Here is a 14,726-nt window from a genome sequence, read left to right on the forward strand (position 1 = left end):
CCGAGTGGTAATGCCATGATGTCCGGCATGGAGCTGAAGCTGTCGGCGTCGTACGACGCCACACCCGAGGAAGTGTTCGCGATCGTCACGGACGCCACCTTCCGCGAGCAGGCGTGCCAGAAGACCAAGGCGCTGTCGTACTCCGTGGAGGTGACCGAGTCCGGCGGTGACACCATCGTCAAGGTCCAGCGCGAGATGCCGTCGGACGACGTACCGGACATCGCCCGGAAGTTCGTCGGCCAGACGCTGACCGTCGTCCAGACCGAGACCTGGCACCCGGCCAAGCCGGACGGGTCCCGCGACGCCGACGTCACCGGCGAGATCAGCAACACCCCGGTCACGCTGAAGGGCACCGCGTCGATCACCGCCAGCGGGGCGGGCACGGTGCAGGCGATCGACCTCGACGTGAAGGTCGCGGTCCCGCTGATCGGCAAGAAGATCGAGCCGTTCGTGGTCGGCGCGATCCGGTCCGGACTGCAGAAGGAGCACGAGCTCGGGCGGGATTGGACCCACTGAGTGTCGTTGCGCCGACTGGCTCACCCGCGGTGGCAACCTGAAAGCAGACGAGTTGCCCCGGAGGTGAGCCAGTCGTGCGAAAGAAAGGCCGGCGGGCCGAGCAGGCCGGCGAGGATTCGCAGTACTGCGTCTTCTGCGCCACCGTGATGCCGTTCGAACGGATCGAGGCCGCCGATCACCTGGTCGACGAGCCGGACGAGTGGATCTGCGTCACGTGCGGATCCGCGCTCCTGGTCGATCCGCCGCTGCAGCAGCTCAACCGCACTGCCTGAGGCCGACACCGGCGGGCCGAACCCGCTCGGCGGCCCCTTCGACTGATCTCGGTCTGGCTCTGGACGCGGATCCGACCAGACCCGAGCAGATCAAGACCCTGATCGACGACCTGATGGCCCTGCCAACGGCCACGATGTGGTTGGGGGGTGGCGCGCGGGTTGTGTCACCGCTGGCGGGTTGTAGCAGGCCAGCGGTGAGATAACCCGCCAGTGGCCGCCGTTCCGAGGGGCTGGTTTCGGCCTGTGGCCGGTTTCGTCCGGATGGCGGGGTTCCGAGGGTCCAGCCTCGGTTCGATCGTCGAGTCGTCAATCGTGGTCGAGAAATCGCCGCGGCCCGAACCAGAATCCGCGACCCGATGCACCACAGCCCGCCTCGACCACCAGACCCGGCCGGCTCCACGGGTGACCCGGCAACCACGATCGCAAGCGTCATCCACCCCCTCGGCTCACACCTCCCGCGGGATCCACGTAGCTGTGTCCTTCCCTGGTCGGTGTGGTGTGTGTCAAGGGTCGAAGATCCGCGAAGCGGACGCCGCAGGCGCCCTAATGACAGCCGAGCGAGCCGAGACTTGGGTCGCTCGGCCGTCTTGTCGGGTGACGTCTGCACACCTCGTGGACCGGTTGAGTCCTCGTGCAAGACCGGCGCGCCTGACGAGCATTCCTCCCGGGCCTCGGGCGCGCCGAAGCCCGAGCCATCCTCGCGATCGCGCCCACGCCGGCCGCGGCCGCGAGGCTGACCAAGACCCGGATCGCTGCGGCACTACGCCGCGCCGGCCGCCAGCGGCGCATCGACACCCGCACAGCCGAGATCCACACCGCGCTCCAGCGACCACAGCTGCGTCAGCCGGAACTCGTCGAGCAGGCCATGGGCCGCCAGGCACTCGTGCTGCTGGCCACCCTCGACACCGCATGCCGCAACGTCGACCACCTCGGCCAGGCCCTCGCCGAGGCCTTCGCCCAGCACCCCGACCACGCCATCATCACCAGCTTCCCCGGCCTCGGCGACGACACCGGCGCGAAATCCTCGCCGAGCTCGGCGATGACCGGAACCGTTTCATCGACGCCCGAGCGGTCAAGGCCTACGCCGGATCCGCACCCATCACCCGGGCCTCCGGCCGCTCAAGAAGCATCACCTACCGGCGGATCAAGAACGACCTCCAAACCGGCCAACCCTACGATCCGGCGAGAGCCTTCCTACGCACTGACGATCCTGAGCACGCCGGCTCGGTGTCGGGTCGACCTCCAACATCCGTCACAGTGGCCGCTCCAATTGGATGATCGCCTCGCCACCGTGGTCGTGCACTCGGCCGGTCGGGACGAATCCGGCACGTCGATATAGCCGTTGAGCCCGCTCGTTCCGCGTCCCGGTCCAAAGCTGCAAGCGTCGCGCCCCGGTATGAACGGCCACTTCGGCGACCTCGGCCAGCAGCAGCTCACCTATCCGTCGGCCCCAGTGAGCCGGGTCCACGAACACCATCGACACGTGGCAGAGGTCCGGTAGTTCGGGGCCGGTGCCGTCGTCTGCCCGCCCCGGCTCGGCCAACGCCATCCCAACCACTGTGTCCCGGTTCACGGCGACCACCGGCAGGGCCACGGGATCGGTCAGCTTCTCCTGTACCCGCTTGATCCGAGCGGCGTCCGGCAGCTTGCCGCGAGCCTCATTCGCGGCCCGCCATACGCGCAACGCGCCGGCCAGCTCGGTTCGCTCCGCACGGCGGATGGTGACATCGTCGATCATGGGTGCATCCTCCCAGAACACCGTTCGGCTTGACGCGTACCGCTGATCGGAGGTCTTGACCCGCACCACACCGACCAGCACCATCACGCAGCCGCGGAACCACACCGGCCTCTTTACGGCGTCGAACCGTCAGGCACGGCCCAAGCTCATTAGTCGAAGACGAGGGTGCGGAGGGCCACGTGGCCTTCCTCGTCGATGACGTAGTGGGCGTGGCCCTCGTGGTCGACGGCGACGCCTTCGACCCGGCGGATGTCGCCGAAGTGGTGCACGACCTTGGCGCTGACGACACCGCCGCCGGTATCCGTCGGGAGCTCGAAGCGCACGTGCTCGGAGGCCGCCCGGGCTCCTTCCGGGTGATCCGCGAGTACGGTGGCCGACTTGCCGGAGGCGTCGAGATCACCGACCACGGCGTCGAACCGGTCCCCACCTCTGGTGTCGAGACCACGCAGCCCGGCCGGCGCCTCGATGCTGCCGACGTCCCCGAGCACCCAGACGTTGCCGCACCGCGGTACGGCGTTCGGGTCGGCGAACAGTTCCTCGACGTTCTCGAGCTCGACCAGGAGCGGGTGACCGTCGGCGGTCACCGGGTAGCGCAGCCCCAGCAGCAGCCGGCCGTCCGCGCGGAACTCGGCCGCCTCGATGTTGATCGGGTGATCCGTCGGGTGGACGGTCCCGTGCCAGCGCTTGGCCTTCTGCTGACCGATCGCGATGGTGGCGTCGACGTACGCCTGTCGCTCCAACGCACCCAACGGCAGCAGCTCGACGTCCGCCAACGCGTCATTGACGGCTCGGTGCAGTCCGAACCGGAACCGGACGACCTCGAGCTCTGCCCGGCCACCGTGCTCCACGGCCTCCGCGAGCGACTGCTCACGCACGCGGGCGAGCCAGGACCGCTTGGCCGCGAGCGGTCCCGCCTTCTTGCCGAACTGCGAACCGACGATGTAGACGTAGCCTTCGCGGGACGCGCAGGCTTCGGCGTCCTCGGTCTTGCCCGCGTTCGGCCCGGCGTCCGCGAACACCCGCAGCGCGTCCCACTCCTCGTCGAGCGGCGCGCCGGCGGTGTGGACGAGCAGTGCCAGCGCGTCCTCGGCCGTCGCCTCGTCCAGCACCGTGACAAACGCCCGGTCCCAGCCGTGACGGCTCAGCACGTCCGGCGTGAACACGCGGCACAGGTCGGACGCTTCGTTGGGCTCCAGGTGCAGATCGGTCTCATGCATACCCGGGAAACGACGCCACCGGTCTCGGTACTCCCGATCTCGCCAATTCCCGGGTAAACCCTGATCAACCCTGGTGCGGGTACCGGTAGTCCGTCGGCGGGGCGAACGTCTCCTTCATCGAGCGAGGGCTGGCCCAGCGGATCAGGTTCCACATCGAGCCGGCCTTGTCGTTCGTCCCCGACGCCCGCGAACCACCGAACGGCTGCTGGCCCACGACGGCACCGGTCGGCTTGTCGTTGACGTAGAAGTTGCCGGCCGCGAAGCGCAGGTAGTCGGCAGCCGCCGCGATCGCCTGCCGGTCCTGCGCGATGACCGCACCGGTCAGGCCGTACGGCGCCGCGCTCTCCATCTGGCGGAGCACGGTGTCGTAGTCGGCGTCGTCGTACACGTGCACCCCGAGGATCGGGCCGAAGTACTCGGTGGTGAAGACCTCGTCGGTCGGGTCGTCGGAGACCACCAGCGTCGGCCGGACGAAGTACCCCTCGCTGTCGTCATAGGTGCCACCGGCAACGACATCGGTCGCGTCGGTCTGCCGGGCCCGGTCCAGTGCTGCCTTGTGCTTGGCGAACGCGCGGTCGTCGATGACCGCGCCGATGAAGTTCGACAGGTCGGTGACGTCGCCCATGGTGAGCGACTCGGTCTCGGCGATCAGATCGTCGCGCACCCGCTCCCACACCGAACGGGCGACGTACGCACGACTCGCGGCGGAGCACTTCTGCCCCTGGTACTCGAACGCGCCGCGCACCATCGCCGTCTTCAGCACGGCCGGATCGGCGGACGGGTGGGCCAGGATGAAGTCCTTGCCGCCGGTCTCGCCGACGAGCCGTGGGTAGGTCTTGTACGACGCGATGTTCGCGCCGACTTCTGCCCACAGCGACTGGAACGTCTTGGTGGATCCGGTGAAGTGGATCCCGGCCAGGTCGGGGTGCGTCAGCGCGGCCTTGCTCACGTCGATGCCGTCGCCGGTGACCAGGTTGATCACGCCGGCCGGCAGGCCCGCGGCCTCGAACAGCCGCATCGTCCAGTGCGCCGCGAACTGCTGTGTCGGCGACGGCTTCCAGACCACCGTGTTGCCCATCAGCGCCGGCGCGGTCGGCAGGTTTCCGGCGATCGCGGTGAAGTTGAACGGCGTGATCGCGTAGACGAACCCTTCCAGCGGCCGGTAGTCGACCCGGTTCCAGATACCCGGGGACGAGATCGGCTGGTCGCTGACGATCTGCCGCGCGAACGCCACGTTGAACCGGAGGAAGTCGATCAGCTCACAGGCGGCGTCGATCTCGGCCTGCTGCACCGTCTTCGACTGACCGAGCATGGTCGCCGCGTTCAGGGTGTCGCGCCACGGGCCGGCGAGCAGGTCGGCCGCCTTCAGGAAGATCGCCGCGCGGTCGTCGAAGGACAGCGAACGCCAGGCCGGCGCCGCGGCCAGCGCCGCGTCCACGGCAGCCCTGCCGTCGGCCTCGGTCGCGTTGCCGAGGGTGCCGAGCACGTGCGCGTGCTTGTGCGGCTGGACCACCTCGATCGGCGCGCCCCCGCCGAGCCGCTGCTCACCGCCGATGGTGCAGGTCAGGTCGATCGCACCTGCCGCGGTGAACTCCTTGAGCTTCGCCTCCAGGCTCGCCCGCTCGGACGATCCGGGCGCGTATCCCTTGACGGGTTCGTTGGCGGGAGTGGGTACGGCGGTGACGGCATCCATCGTGCGGTGCTCCTCGATCGGGTGTGGATCGTGCTGGTACGCCGGTACGGGTGGGCGGCGCGACTCGCTGGTGATACGAGCATGCCATGACTGACCACCGGAAACGAACCTGACCACAGACCTGACCACGAGGCCGACTGGTCCGGTCAGGAAGCGACCACGCCACGCCGCAATATTCGGAGCATTCGTTTCACTCGAGCCGGGTCTGCTGTGGCCATCCCGGCCGCCAGGACGAGCAGGTCGACCGGGTCGACGTCAGCCTGTAACCCACCCGCGTTCCGCGCCCGATCGACCAGGCGACCGGCCGTCTCCACCATCGCCGCGTGCCACTCCTCATGCAACTCCGACCGCCGTACCGAAGGCTCCAGGCTGCGAGCGAGGTCGCCCTTCTCGGCGACGTGCCGCACGAAAGCGGCCAGCCACTCGAACAGCCGGTCGACGAGGGCATCGGCATCGCCCACCAGGTAGGCCCGGGCCCGGTCCACCGTGTCCAGCCCAGCCGCGTCCAGACCGGCCGCGCACAGCGCCTGCACCTCTTCGGCGTACACAGCGACGAGCAAGTCGTCCCGGGTCGGAAAGTGCCGGTACAACGTCGCGTTGCCGATCCGCGCCCGCCGGGCCACCTCATCCAGCGGCGCCGCCGTACCGAGCTCGGCAAACACCTCCCGCGCGGCCTCGACCAGTTGGTCGCGGTTCCGCTGGGCATCGGCGCGCAATGGCTTAAGTGGGGACATCCCTGGTTAGGCTACCCTTCTCGTTTAACCGGGGATTTCCCCACTTAGGAGGACCATGCATCTTGACGACCGGAGCGGGAGCCTGGCCGTCGCGTGCGGACGGTGGGTGCTAGGCGCGCCAGGGCATGTGTTGGAGGGTCCAGGTGTTGCCGTCGGGGTCTGTGAACCAGGCGTAGTAGACGCCGCCGAGATCCTCGGTCTCGCCGACGTCGACGCCGCGGCCGATCAACTCCTGGCGCGCGGCCTCGATGTCCTTGACGACCAGATGCAGAGCGCGCAGCGAGCCGGGCTCCATGTCCGCCATCGGCAGGCCTTGGAGCAGGCTGATCGAGCAGTACGAGCCTGGTGGCGTCAGCTGGACGACGCGTACGCCGTCCGCCGGTGAGACGTCCACGTCGACGTGGAACCCGCACTGCTCGGAGTAGAACCGCTTCGCCCGGTCGATGTCCGACACCGGCACCGGGATCAGCTCGAGCATGAAGGCACCGGGCCGGACCGGCGCCGCGGTCGGATCCGGCCGGATCTCCGAGGCATCCTTGGGGATCTCGGTCTGCGTCGGCGGAGGAGTCGGCGGTGGACCCGGTGGCTCCGGCACCCCGGCCGGCGTCTGGTCGCTCATGCGACGACCTCGCCGACACCCGGCTCCGGCCGGGCCGAGAGCCCGCTCGTCGGCCCGATCATGCCGACTTCTTCGCCGTCTTCTTGGCGGCCTTCTTCGCCGTGGTCTTCTTCGCAGCCGCGGCCTTCTTGGCCGGCGCCTTCTTGGCGGCTTCGGCCTTCTTCGCCGCGGCCTTCTTCGCGGGCGCGGCAGCCTCACCATCACCGCCACCGGCCCGGCGAGCCTTGGCGGCTTCGACCGAAGCGCGCAGCGCGGCGACCAGGTCGACCACCTCGGCGCCCTCCGGCTCCTCCTCCTCGGTCTCCGGCAGTGGCACGCCGCCCGCCTTCGCCTCGACCACCTGCTCCAGCGCGTGCCGGTACTCGTCGTGGTACTGATCCGGGTCGAACTCACCACGCAGCGTGTCGATGTAGGACGCCGCCATCGCCTTCTCCTGCGACCGGATCTCCACGTCCTCCGACGGCGCCGCGAACGAGGAGTCGCGGACCTCGTCCGGCCACAGCATCACCTGCAGCACGAGGATGTCGTCGAACGTCCGGAGCAGCCCGAGGCTCTCCCGCGACCGCAGCGCGACCTTCACCAGCGCGTACAGCTCGGAGCCGTCGAGGGCGTCCCGCAGCAGCACGTACGGCTTGGCGCCGGGCCCGCCGTCGGCCTGCAGGTAGTAGGACTTCCCCAGGTACAGCGGGTCGACCTGGTCCGCGGGCACGAACTCGAGCACGTCGATGACCTTCTTGCTGGACAGCGGCAGGTCGGCGAAGTCCTCCGGCTCCAGCACGATCATCCGGCCGTCGGCCATCTCGTAGCCCTTGCCGATGTCGGAGTACGGCACCTCCTCGCCGCACTCGGAGCAGACCCGCTTGTACCGGATCCGGCCGCCGTCGGCGACGTGCACCTGGCGGAAGGAGATGTCCTTCTCCTCGGTCGCCGAGAACACCTTGATCGGGATCGTCACCATCCCGAACGAGATGGCACCCTTCCAGATCGCCTGCATCGCCACCAACTCCCCTTGGTCAGCTCGAGCCGTTCAGCCCGCCGTCGGCCCCTCCGCCGCCAGCAGATCGGGAATCTCCTGTGTCGCGTACCACATCAGGTCTTCACCCTCGCACGAATCGAGGGCGAAGACCGCGTCGTCGTCACCATTCTGGGCCGCGTCCCACAGGTCGGCGGCCTTCCCGACCACGGCCGCGGCCTCCGCCGCGTCCATGTGGACGGCGGCCACCGTCGCCCACGGCACCACCACGTGCAGCTCCAGCCGGGCGTCACCCAGCTCGACCGTGCCGTCGGCCGGCGGGATCGCGCTCACCTCGCAGGCGACGACCACCCGTCTCCGTGCGGTACCCGGATCGGCCGCGAGCAGTCCCACCGAGGCCCGTGCCGCCTGCGCCATCGCGGCGTACTCGAGCTCCTCGTCGTCGCCCTCGGCGTACCACTCCCGCAGCGCCGGGGTGACCGCGTACGCCGTCAGCGGCGGCGGGCCGAACTCGCCGGCGTGGCAGGCGTCGTCGAGCAGCCGCAGCGTGGATGGGAGGTAGATCCTCATGAGCCCGCCTTCTTGGTCGTGCCACTTGTCCGTCCCCGCCCTTCCGCCCCAGTCTGGCCGCGGGGTTTCTTCCGGCCCCGGGAAGCCCGGTTCCGGCTGCCTCGGGTGGTCTCGAGCAACTCGTCCAGCGCATCCGTCACACACTGGGCGAACACGGCCAGATCGGGCATCGCGGTCCGGTCCGCGTTCAGCCCGAAGGACACCTTCCCGTCGTACGACGTGACGCCGACGGACAACCCCTGTCCCGGCATCAGCGGGACCACCGGGTAAGACGCCAGCATCGGCGCACCGGCGGCGTACAGCGGGAACTGCGGTCCGGGCACGTTGGTGATCACCACGTCGTCGATCGGCCGGACCGTGGCGGTCGCGACCCGCGCGGCGAGCGCGTGCAGCGTGGTCGGCGCGAACCCGGCGATACCGACCAGCGAGCGGGCGCTGACCGCGCGGCCGGTGTCCTTGTGCACCTTGGTCTGGTACGAGATCTGGTGCAGCCGCATCACCGGGGAGTTCTCGCCGACCGGCAGGTTCACGGTCGAGGCGATCACCCGCGACCCGAGCGAGGTCGGCTCCTCCTCCTCGTCGTCACGGATGCTCATCGGGACCACCGCCCGCACGCTCCGGGTCGGGCCGATACCCTCACCGCGCGTCATCATCCAGGCCCGGAACGCCCCGGCGACCACGGCCAGGATCACGTCGTTCACGGTGCCGCCGTGCATCGCCCGGACGGTCCGGTAGTCCTCCAGGTCGGTCTGCACGGTGGTGAACCGGCGCTGGCCGGAGGTCTTGACGTGCAGTGAGCTCTCCTGCACGTGCCGCTGCGCGACCAGCGAGCCGACCACGTCGCCGAGCACCTCGCGGACCGAGGTGGACCCGGTCAGGCTGGCCATCTCGGCCCGGGCCAGCTCGAGTACGGCGGTCGGGTGGCGGGTGGCGTCCGCGAACACGCCGGCGAGCAGCTCCAGCGCGGACGGCGGGTGAGCCGGCTGCCACGTGTCGGTCGGGGTCTCCCGGGGGTGCGCGGTCGAGTCCAGCACGACCTGGCCGATGTCGACCGTGCTGTTGCCGTCGACAAGGGCCTGATGGGACTTGGCGATGATCGCGAACCGGTCGCCCTGCAGGCCCTCGACCAGGTACATCTCCCACAGCGGCCGGGCCCGGTCGAGCCGGCGGGACATGATCCGGGCGACCAGCTCCAGCAGCTGCGCGTGCGTCCCCGGCCGGGGCAGCGCTGAGCGCCGTACGTGGAAGGTGATGTCGAACTCTTCGTCGTCCACCCAGACCGGGCCGGCGAACCGGCCGGGCACCTGCTGGACCCGCTGCCGGTACCGGGGCACGAAGGCGATCCGGTCCCGGATCAGGGCGACCAGGCTCTCGTAGTCGAACCCGTCGTCACCATGCACCGGCGGCTCGAAGATGTCGACCGTCCCGACGTGCATCGGGGTGGCCGGCGACTCGGCCTTGAGGAAGGTGAGATCCAGCGACGTCAGCCGGTCCGGCATCGGGCACCTTCCTCTCAGTCGATCAGCTTGTCTCGTCACCCTAGCGGCCCGCGCCGACAGTGGGCTGCGACACTGGCTCAACGGGAACACTGCGGTATCGGTGTTCGTCAGGCAAGAGGGTGTGTCCCACGCCCCGAGAAGTTCATCGACCCCTTGAAAGGCCCTCCGACCGATGCGTTCGACGCTCACTCGCGGTACCGCCGCCGCTGTTCTCCCCGCGCTCGCCGTGCTCGTCCTGGCCGGCTGCGGGAACGAATCCGACAGCGGCGCGAGTCCGAGCGGCACCCCGTCGTTGACCCCGGTCCTGCCCACGGGCACCCCCACTTCCACCCCGACCGACCTGCCGACGCTGACGCAGACGCCGGGCAAGCCGAACGCCGGCAGCCCGTCGAACACCGCCGACCCGTCCGGTGAGCAGGCCGACGTGACCATCAACGTCACCGTTGCCAATGGCAAGGTCAATCCGAGCGGCACGACCATCAAGGTGAAGGCCGGCCAGACCGTGCTGGTCACCGCGGTCAGCGACGCGCCGGACGAGCTGCACATCCACGGCTACGACAAGGAGCTCGCGCTGACACCGGGCAAGCCCACCTCGGTCAAGTTCACCGCGAACATGAAGGGCACCTTCGAGATCGAGACCCACGAGAGCGGCAAACTGGTCGCCAAGCTCGCCGTCTCGTGAGGGTGTCACTCCTGCTCCCGCTGCATGGGATCGGTGGTCGTCAGGATCTGCCGATCCCGTTCGGGCTGGCCGTCGGTGGTGCCGCGGTCGCGATCGCGTTGTCCTTCGTCGTCCTCGGCCTGGCCTGGCGGAACCCGAAGTACCGCGGCAACAGCTCCGGGAAGCCGTTGCCGTACGCAATCACCCGGACGGTCGACGCGGGCTGGTTCCGCTGGGTGGTCCGGCTGGCCGGTCTGGCGACCTTTCTCTACGCGATGGTCTCGCTGCTGTTCGGCGTGGACCGGCTGACCAATCCGATCTTCGGCTTCATCTACATCCTGGTCTGGGTCGGGCTGGTACCGATCTCGATCCTGCTCGGCCCGGTCTGGCGGACGCTGAACCCGCTGCGGACCCTCCACCTGCTGCTGTGCAAGGCGCTCCGCCAGCCCTCGTCGAAGGGCCTGCTGGAGCTGCCTTCCTGGCTTGGCCTCTGGCCCGCGGCGCTCGGCATCTTCGCCTTCACCTGGCTCGAACTGGTCGCCCCGGACCGGGCCACGATCCCGGTCCTGCAGGCGTGGATCGCGCTGTACGTGGTGATCATGCTCTTCGGCGCGATCCTGTTCGGCGACCGCTGGTTCTCCGCCGCCGACCCGTTCGAGGTCTACGCGACCCTGATGGCCCGGCTGTCGCCGTGGGGCCGACGTGCCGACGGTGCGCTGGTGGTCCGCCGGCCGCTGGAGAACCTCGACGGCCTGAAGCCACAGCCCGGTCTCGTCGGCATGGTGGCCGCGCTGCTCGGCTCCACGGCGTACGACGGATTCTCGAACTCGTCGGCGTGGATCGGCTGGGCCCAGAACACCGACTACTCGATGACCCTGCTCGGCACGGGCGCGCTGATCGTGTTCATCCTGTTCGTGTTGCTGACGTACTCAGGTGCGACGCTGCTAGCCGGGCGGCTGTCGCACAGTTCGCGTCGCGCGCTGCCCGGTCTGTTCGCGCACTCCGTCGTACCTATTGCCCTTGGGTACGTCGTCGCGCACTACCTGACGCTGCTGATCCTCGAAGGGCAGCGCACACTCATCTACCTGAGTGATCCGCTCAGCAACGGGGCCAACGTGTTCGGCACCGGCCTGCTCGCGGTGAACACCGACATCACCAACTACAGCGGGACGATCTCGGTGATCCAGGTGCTGGCCGTGGTCTGCGGTCACCTGCTGGGCGTCATCTCGGCTCATGACCGTGCGGTCGCGCTCTTCCCGCGGCACAAGGCGCTGGCCGGTCAGCTGCCGCTGCTGGTCGTCATGGTCGGCTACACCACAGGTGGCCTGCTCCTACTGTTCTCTTCGTGATGTACACCTGGCTGTCAGGCTTGAGCGGCCGTTGCGGGCGCTGGCTTAGGCAGGCTCCGGCTGGTGATCGCCAGGACGATGAAGGCGATCATGCCGAGGATCAGGTGGGAGTTGCCGGGGATGGACTGCCAGAAGGTCCAGTCCAGCTCGCGGTCGTCGCGGAACGGCACCCACCAGATCGAGCGCAGTACGAACAGGCCGTACCAGAGCACGCCCGTCGCCACCGCCGGGTTGAGCCCCCACACGCGGTTGACCGCGCGGATCAGGCTCACGCCGAGCGGGATGATCCACACCCAGTGGTGGCTCCAGGTCACCGGTGACGCGTACAGCACGGCCAGCGCCATCACGGAGATCGCGGTGACCCGCTCCTCCGCCAGCCAGTACCGTCGGGCCATCCACAGCACCAGCAGGCCGAACACGGCCGAGAGCACGAACCACGTCGGCTGCACCCAGCTCGCCTCGTCACCCAGCCGGTGCAGGAAGCCGTTGAACGACTGGTTGCCCGTGTAGGCGAGCCCGCCGACCCGGTTCGCGTCGAGGATCACCTCGGTCCAGTACCGCCAGGACTGGTTCGGCACCACCGCGAACCCGACCGCCATGGTCGCCAGCAACCCCAGCACGGCGTTGCGCAGCGCCCGCCACTGCTTGGTCACCACGAGCAGCGCCAGAAGAGGCAGTGGGGTCAACTTGACGCCGATCGTCACACCGAGCCAGAACCCACGCAGCCGCGCGTTCTGCGGCCGGACCAGGTCCAGCAGGATCATTGCCGTCAGCAACAGGTTGATCTGGCCGAACTGGATCGTCTGCCAGACCGGCTCGAGCAGCAGTGACAGCACGGTGAGGGCGACCAGTACGGCGGTGCGCTTGCGCTGGGTGAAGAACGACCAGGCAGTCTTGGGCAGGCTCGTCCGCCACAGCGCCGCGATGCACAGCACCGAGATGGTGGTCCAGACGACCAGCGCGACACCCCACGGCACGGCGGCCAGCGGCACCATCGCGATCGCGGCGAACGGCGGGTAGGTGAACGGCAACCCGGATCCCGGCAGCTTGGCGTCGTACAGCGAACCGCCGTCGAGCAGCACCGAGCCGCCCATCCGGTAGACGCGCAGGTCGATCATGCCGCCGAACAAGCCGTAGGCCCAGGCGCCGAGCGCGACCAGCGCGGCGCAGGCGACGATCCCGAGGAGGAGCCGGCGGGGCACGACGGGGCGGGAAGCAGAGGAGGAGGAAGAGGCGGTCGTCACGGTCACGTCAGGTCTACTCCGAACAGGGTTTCCAGCGCGCGCCGGGTCTCGTCGTACGAGGTGTGCAGGATGCCGGTCATGCCGAGCGCTCTCGCGCCCTCGACGTTCAGCTCGAAATCATCGATGAACACACAGTCCTCGGGCTTCAGGTCCAGCCGGCGGGCGGCCAGCAGGAAGATCTCCGGCTCCGGTTTGCGCAGCCCGACCTCGCCGGAGATGACGATGTCGTCGAACATGCCGTCCCAGGTGTCCCGCGGATACGTGTTGCCCCAGGAGTTCGACAGCAACGCGGTCCGGATCCCGTACCCCCGTGCCCGGCGGATCAGCGAGCTCATCGCCGGCTGGTGCTCGAAGTGCGCGAACATCCGCTCGATCAGGCCCTCGGCGGGCACCGGCGTACCGTCGTGGCGGACCAGGATCGAGGCCAGCTTCCGCTCGAAGTCGGGTACGGCGAGCTGGCCGCGCTCGAGGGCGTGGACCGGGTTCAGCTCGGCTTCCGCCACCGCGTCGGCGGGCGTCCCGGCCGGCAGCCACGCCATCACGGCCTGCACGTAGGAGTCGAAGTCGAACCCGTCCAGCTCGGCCCACCGCCGCAGCGCATCCTCCAGCCCGGAGGTGAGCACACCGCCCCAGTCCACCAGCAACCCGCGCGGCACATCCGACTCCAACGACATGCGCGCAAGCCTACTCAGGCCACTGACGCGTTAACCCTCACGGTCCTGGCAGTTACTCGCCGTACACACCACTCGTCAGCGGTTGTACTCGACCGTGACATCGCCTGAAGAGGTCTTGGCGTTGATGGTGCGGGTGGCGGCCGGGTCGCTGCGGACGGTGGCGGCCTCGTCGCCGGAGGACGTGTCAGTGTCGACCTTGTACGTCTCGGTCCCCGACGGGATCCGGATCGTCACGTCACCCGAGCTCGCCTCGGCCTCCACGATCTGCGGCGCGATGGTGAAGTCGAGGTCGATCTTCCCCGAACTGCTCTGCGTGCTCACCGTCGTCGCGGTCAGCCCCTGCGCCTCGAGGTCACCCGAGCTGGACTCCATCTGCAACGCCCCGCCGACGCTGTGGACCTCGATGCTGCCGGAGCTCGACTTCAGGTCCGCGCCGGCCGGCAGCCCGGTCACCTTCAGGTCCCCACTGCTGCTCTCGAGCGTCACCTTCACGTCCTTCGGCACCGTGAGGATGTAGTTCGTGTCGCACCCGAACGAGAGGAACCCGCAGCCGGCGTCCCGCAACTCCAGCTTCCCGTCCTCGTACTTCTCCTTCGGGTCCGAGCCGAACAGATTGCGCTCGAACTGCCGCTCCACCTTGACCTCGGACCCATCCCCGGACCGTACTTCGACATCCGCCGAGCTGGCGTCGATCGTCAGCGCCTGACCTTCCACCGGGTAGCTGGCCTGACTGATCTTGGTGTCCTCGGTCAGCCCGGTCAGCGCCCAGTACACCCCGCCGAGGATGAGCGCGACGGAGATGGCGATGCCGTACCGCCGCTCCGTGCTCATTGTGCTCGCCGGCCGGCCCTGAACCTCAGACATGCTTCCCCCTGGGATGCGGAGACTACGAGCCCACCCTGGCACATCCCCAGGCCCGTGTCGGTGGGGTTTTCCCCCCCATTCCCCACCAACCCGACCCTGACCC

General features: G+C 68.9%; 17 protein-coding genes. 5 read left to right on the forward strand and 12 right to left on the reverse strand.

The window, feature by feature from the left end; genetic code table 11:
- Window positions 1-27 precede the first annotated feature (27 nt).
- Both AB0F43_RS08505 and AB0F43_RS08510 read left to right on the forward strand, forming a co-directional pair.
- Window positions 28-516 carry a DUF2505 domain-containing protein gene (locus AB0F43_RS08505; protein ID WP_360472520.1) on the forward strand — a complete coding sequence of 163 codons (489 nt, stop codon included), beginning with the start codon at window positions 28-30 and terminating at the stop codon, window positions 514-516.
- A 74-nt stretch (window positions 517-590) separates the two neighbouring features.
- Window positions 591-788 (forward strand): hypothetical protein, encoded by a 198-nt coding sequence (locus tag AB0F43_RS08510; RefSeq protein WP_360472523.1) that lies wholly within the window; start codon window positions 591-593, stop codon window positions 786-788.
- Between the two features lie 760 nt (window positions 789-1,548).
- Here the strand turns inward: AB0F43_RS08510 and AB0F43_RS08515 are convergent.
- Complete coding sequence (locus AB0F43_RS08515) at window positions 1,549-1,761, reverse strand: hypothetical protein (RefSeq protein ID WP_360473091.1); 213 nt, start codon at window positions 1,759-1,761, stop codon at window positions 1,549-1,551.
- Between AB0F43_RS08515 and AB0F43_RS08520 the strand changes: the two genes are divergently transcribed.
- Complete coding sequence (locus AB0F43_RS08520) at window positions 1,698-2,066, forward strand: transposase (protein WP_360472526.1); 369 nt, start codon at window positions 1,698-1,700, stop codon at window positions 2,064-2,066. The two genes, AB0F43_RS08515 and AB0F43_RS08520, sit on opposite strands and share 64 nt — an antisense overlap.
- On the opposite strand, the gene AB0F43_RS08525 is transcribed toward AB0F43_RS08520, so the two are convergent.
- The 8 genes from AB0F43_RS08525 to AB0F43_RS08560 all read right to left on the reverse strand — a co-directional run bounded on the left by AB0F43_RS08525 (window position 2,041) and on the right by AB0F43_RS08560 (window position 9,831).
- Window positions 2,041-2,526, reverse strand: a complete 486-nt coding sequence (locus AB0F43_RS08525; protein WP_360472528.1) for a GNAT family N-acetyltransferase — start codon at window positions 2,524-2,526, stop codon at window positions 2,041-2,043. The genes AB0F43_RS08520 and AB0F43_RS08525 overlap by 26 nt on opposite strands.
- Window positions 2,527-2,675: 149 nt before the next feature.
- Complete coding sequence (locus tag AB0F43_RS08530) at window positions 2,676-3,743, reverse strand: hypothetical protein (protein ID WP_360472532.1); 1,068 nt, start codon at window positions 3,741-3,743, stop codon at window positions 2,676-2,678.
- 64 nt (window positions 3,744-3,807) lie between these two features.
- Complete coding sequence (pruA, locus tag AB0F43_RS08535) at window positions 3,808-5,436, reverse strand: L-glutamate gamma-semialdehyde dehydrogenase (RefSeq protein ID WP_360472535.1); 1,629 nt, start codon at window positions 5,434-5,436, stop codon at window positions 3,808-3,810.
- A gap of 146 nt (window positions 5,437-5,582) precedes the next feature.
- Entirely contained in the window at window positions 5,583-6,170 is a 588-nt protein-coding gene (locus AB0F43_RS08540; protein ID WP_360472538.1) for a helix-turn-helix domain-containing protein, read from the reverse strand.
- A 109-nt stretch (window positions 6,171-6,279) separates the two neighbouring features.
- Entirely contained in the window at window positions 6,280-6,789 is a 510-nt protein-coding gene (locus tag AB0F43_RS08545; RefSeq protein ID WP_360472541.1) for a VOC family protein, read from the reverse strand.
- Between the two features lie 58 nt (window positions 6,790-6,847).
- A complete protein-coding gene (locus AB0F43_RS08550; protein WP_360472544.1) occupies window positions 6,848-7,783 on the reverse strand; it encodes a Ku protein in 936 nt (311 codons plus the stop codon).
- 33 nt (window positions 7,784-7,816) lie between these two features.
- Entirely contained in the window at window positions 7,817-8,332 is a 516-nt protein-coding gene (locus AB0F43_RS08555) for a hypothetical protein (RefSeq protein ID WP_360472547.1), read from the reverse strand.
- Complete coding sequence (locus tag AB0F43_RS08560; RefSeq protein ID WP_360472549.1) at window positions 8,329-9,831, reverse strand: wax ester/triacylglycerol synthase family O-acyltransferase; 1,503 nt, start codon at window positions 9,829-9,831, stop codon at window positions 8,329-8,331. Before AB0F43_RS08560 ends, AB0F43_RS08555 begins: the two co-directional genes overlap by 4 nt.
- Before the next feature lie 172 nt (window positions 9,832-10,003).
- On the opposite strand from AB0F43_RS08560, the gene AB0F43_RS08565 reads away from it, so the two are divergent.
- Both AB0F43_RS08565 and AB0F43_RS08570 read left to right on the forward strand, forming a co-directional pair.
- Window positions 10,004-10,513 carry a cupredoxin domain-containing protein gene (locus AB0F43_RS08565; protein WP_360472552.1) on the forward strand — a complete coding sequence of 170 codons (510 nt, stop codon included), beginning with the start codon at window positions 10,004-10,006 and terminating at the stop codon, window positions 10,511-10,513.
- On the forward strand, window positions 10,510-11,841 hold the full coding sequence (locus AB0F43_RS08570) for a hypothetical protein (RefSeq protein WP_360472555.1): 1,332 nt from the start codon (window positions 10,510-10,512) through the stop codon (window positions 11,839-11,841). The genes AB0F43_RS08565 and AB0F43_RS08570 overlap by 4 nt, the downstream gene beginning before the upstream one ends.
- Window positions 11,842-11,855: 14 nt before the next feature.
- On the opposite strand, the gene AB0F43_RS08575 is transcribed toward AB0F43_RS08570, so the two are convergent.
- The 3 genes from AB0F43_RS08575 to AB0F43_RS08585 form a co-directional block, all read right to left on the reverse strand.
- Window positions 11,856-13,043: a glycosyltransferase 87 family protein gene (locus tag AB0F43_RS08575; protein ID WP_360472558.1), complete on the reverse strand. Its 1,188-nt coding sequence runs from the start codon at window positions 13,041-13,043 to the stop codon at window positions 11,856-11,858.
- Between the two features lie 44 nt (window positions 13,044-13,087).
- Complete coding sequence (locus AB0F43_RS08580; protein ID WP_360472561.1) at window positions 13,088-13,759, reverse strand: HAD family phosphatase; 672 nt, start codon at window positions 13,757-13,759, stop codon at window positions 13,088-13,090.
- A gap of 75 nt (window positions 13,760-13,834) precedes the next feature.
- Window positions 13,835-14,623, reverse strand: a complete 789-nt coding sequence (locus AB0F43_RS08585) for a DUF4097 family beta strand repeat-containing protein (protein WP_360472564.1) — start codon at window positions 14,621-14,623, stop codon at window positions 13,835-13,837.
- Window positions 14,624-14,726 lie beyond the last annotated feature (103 nt).

It is taken from the genome of Kribbella sp. NPDC023972, from assembly GCF_040639075.1.
Classification (GTDB): domain Bacteria; phylum Actinomycetota; class Actinomycetes; order Propionibacteriales; family Kribbellaceae; genus Kribbella.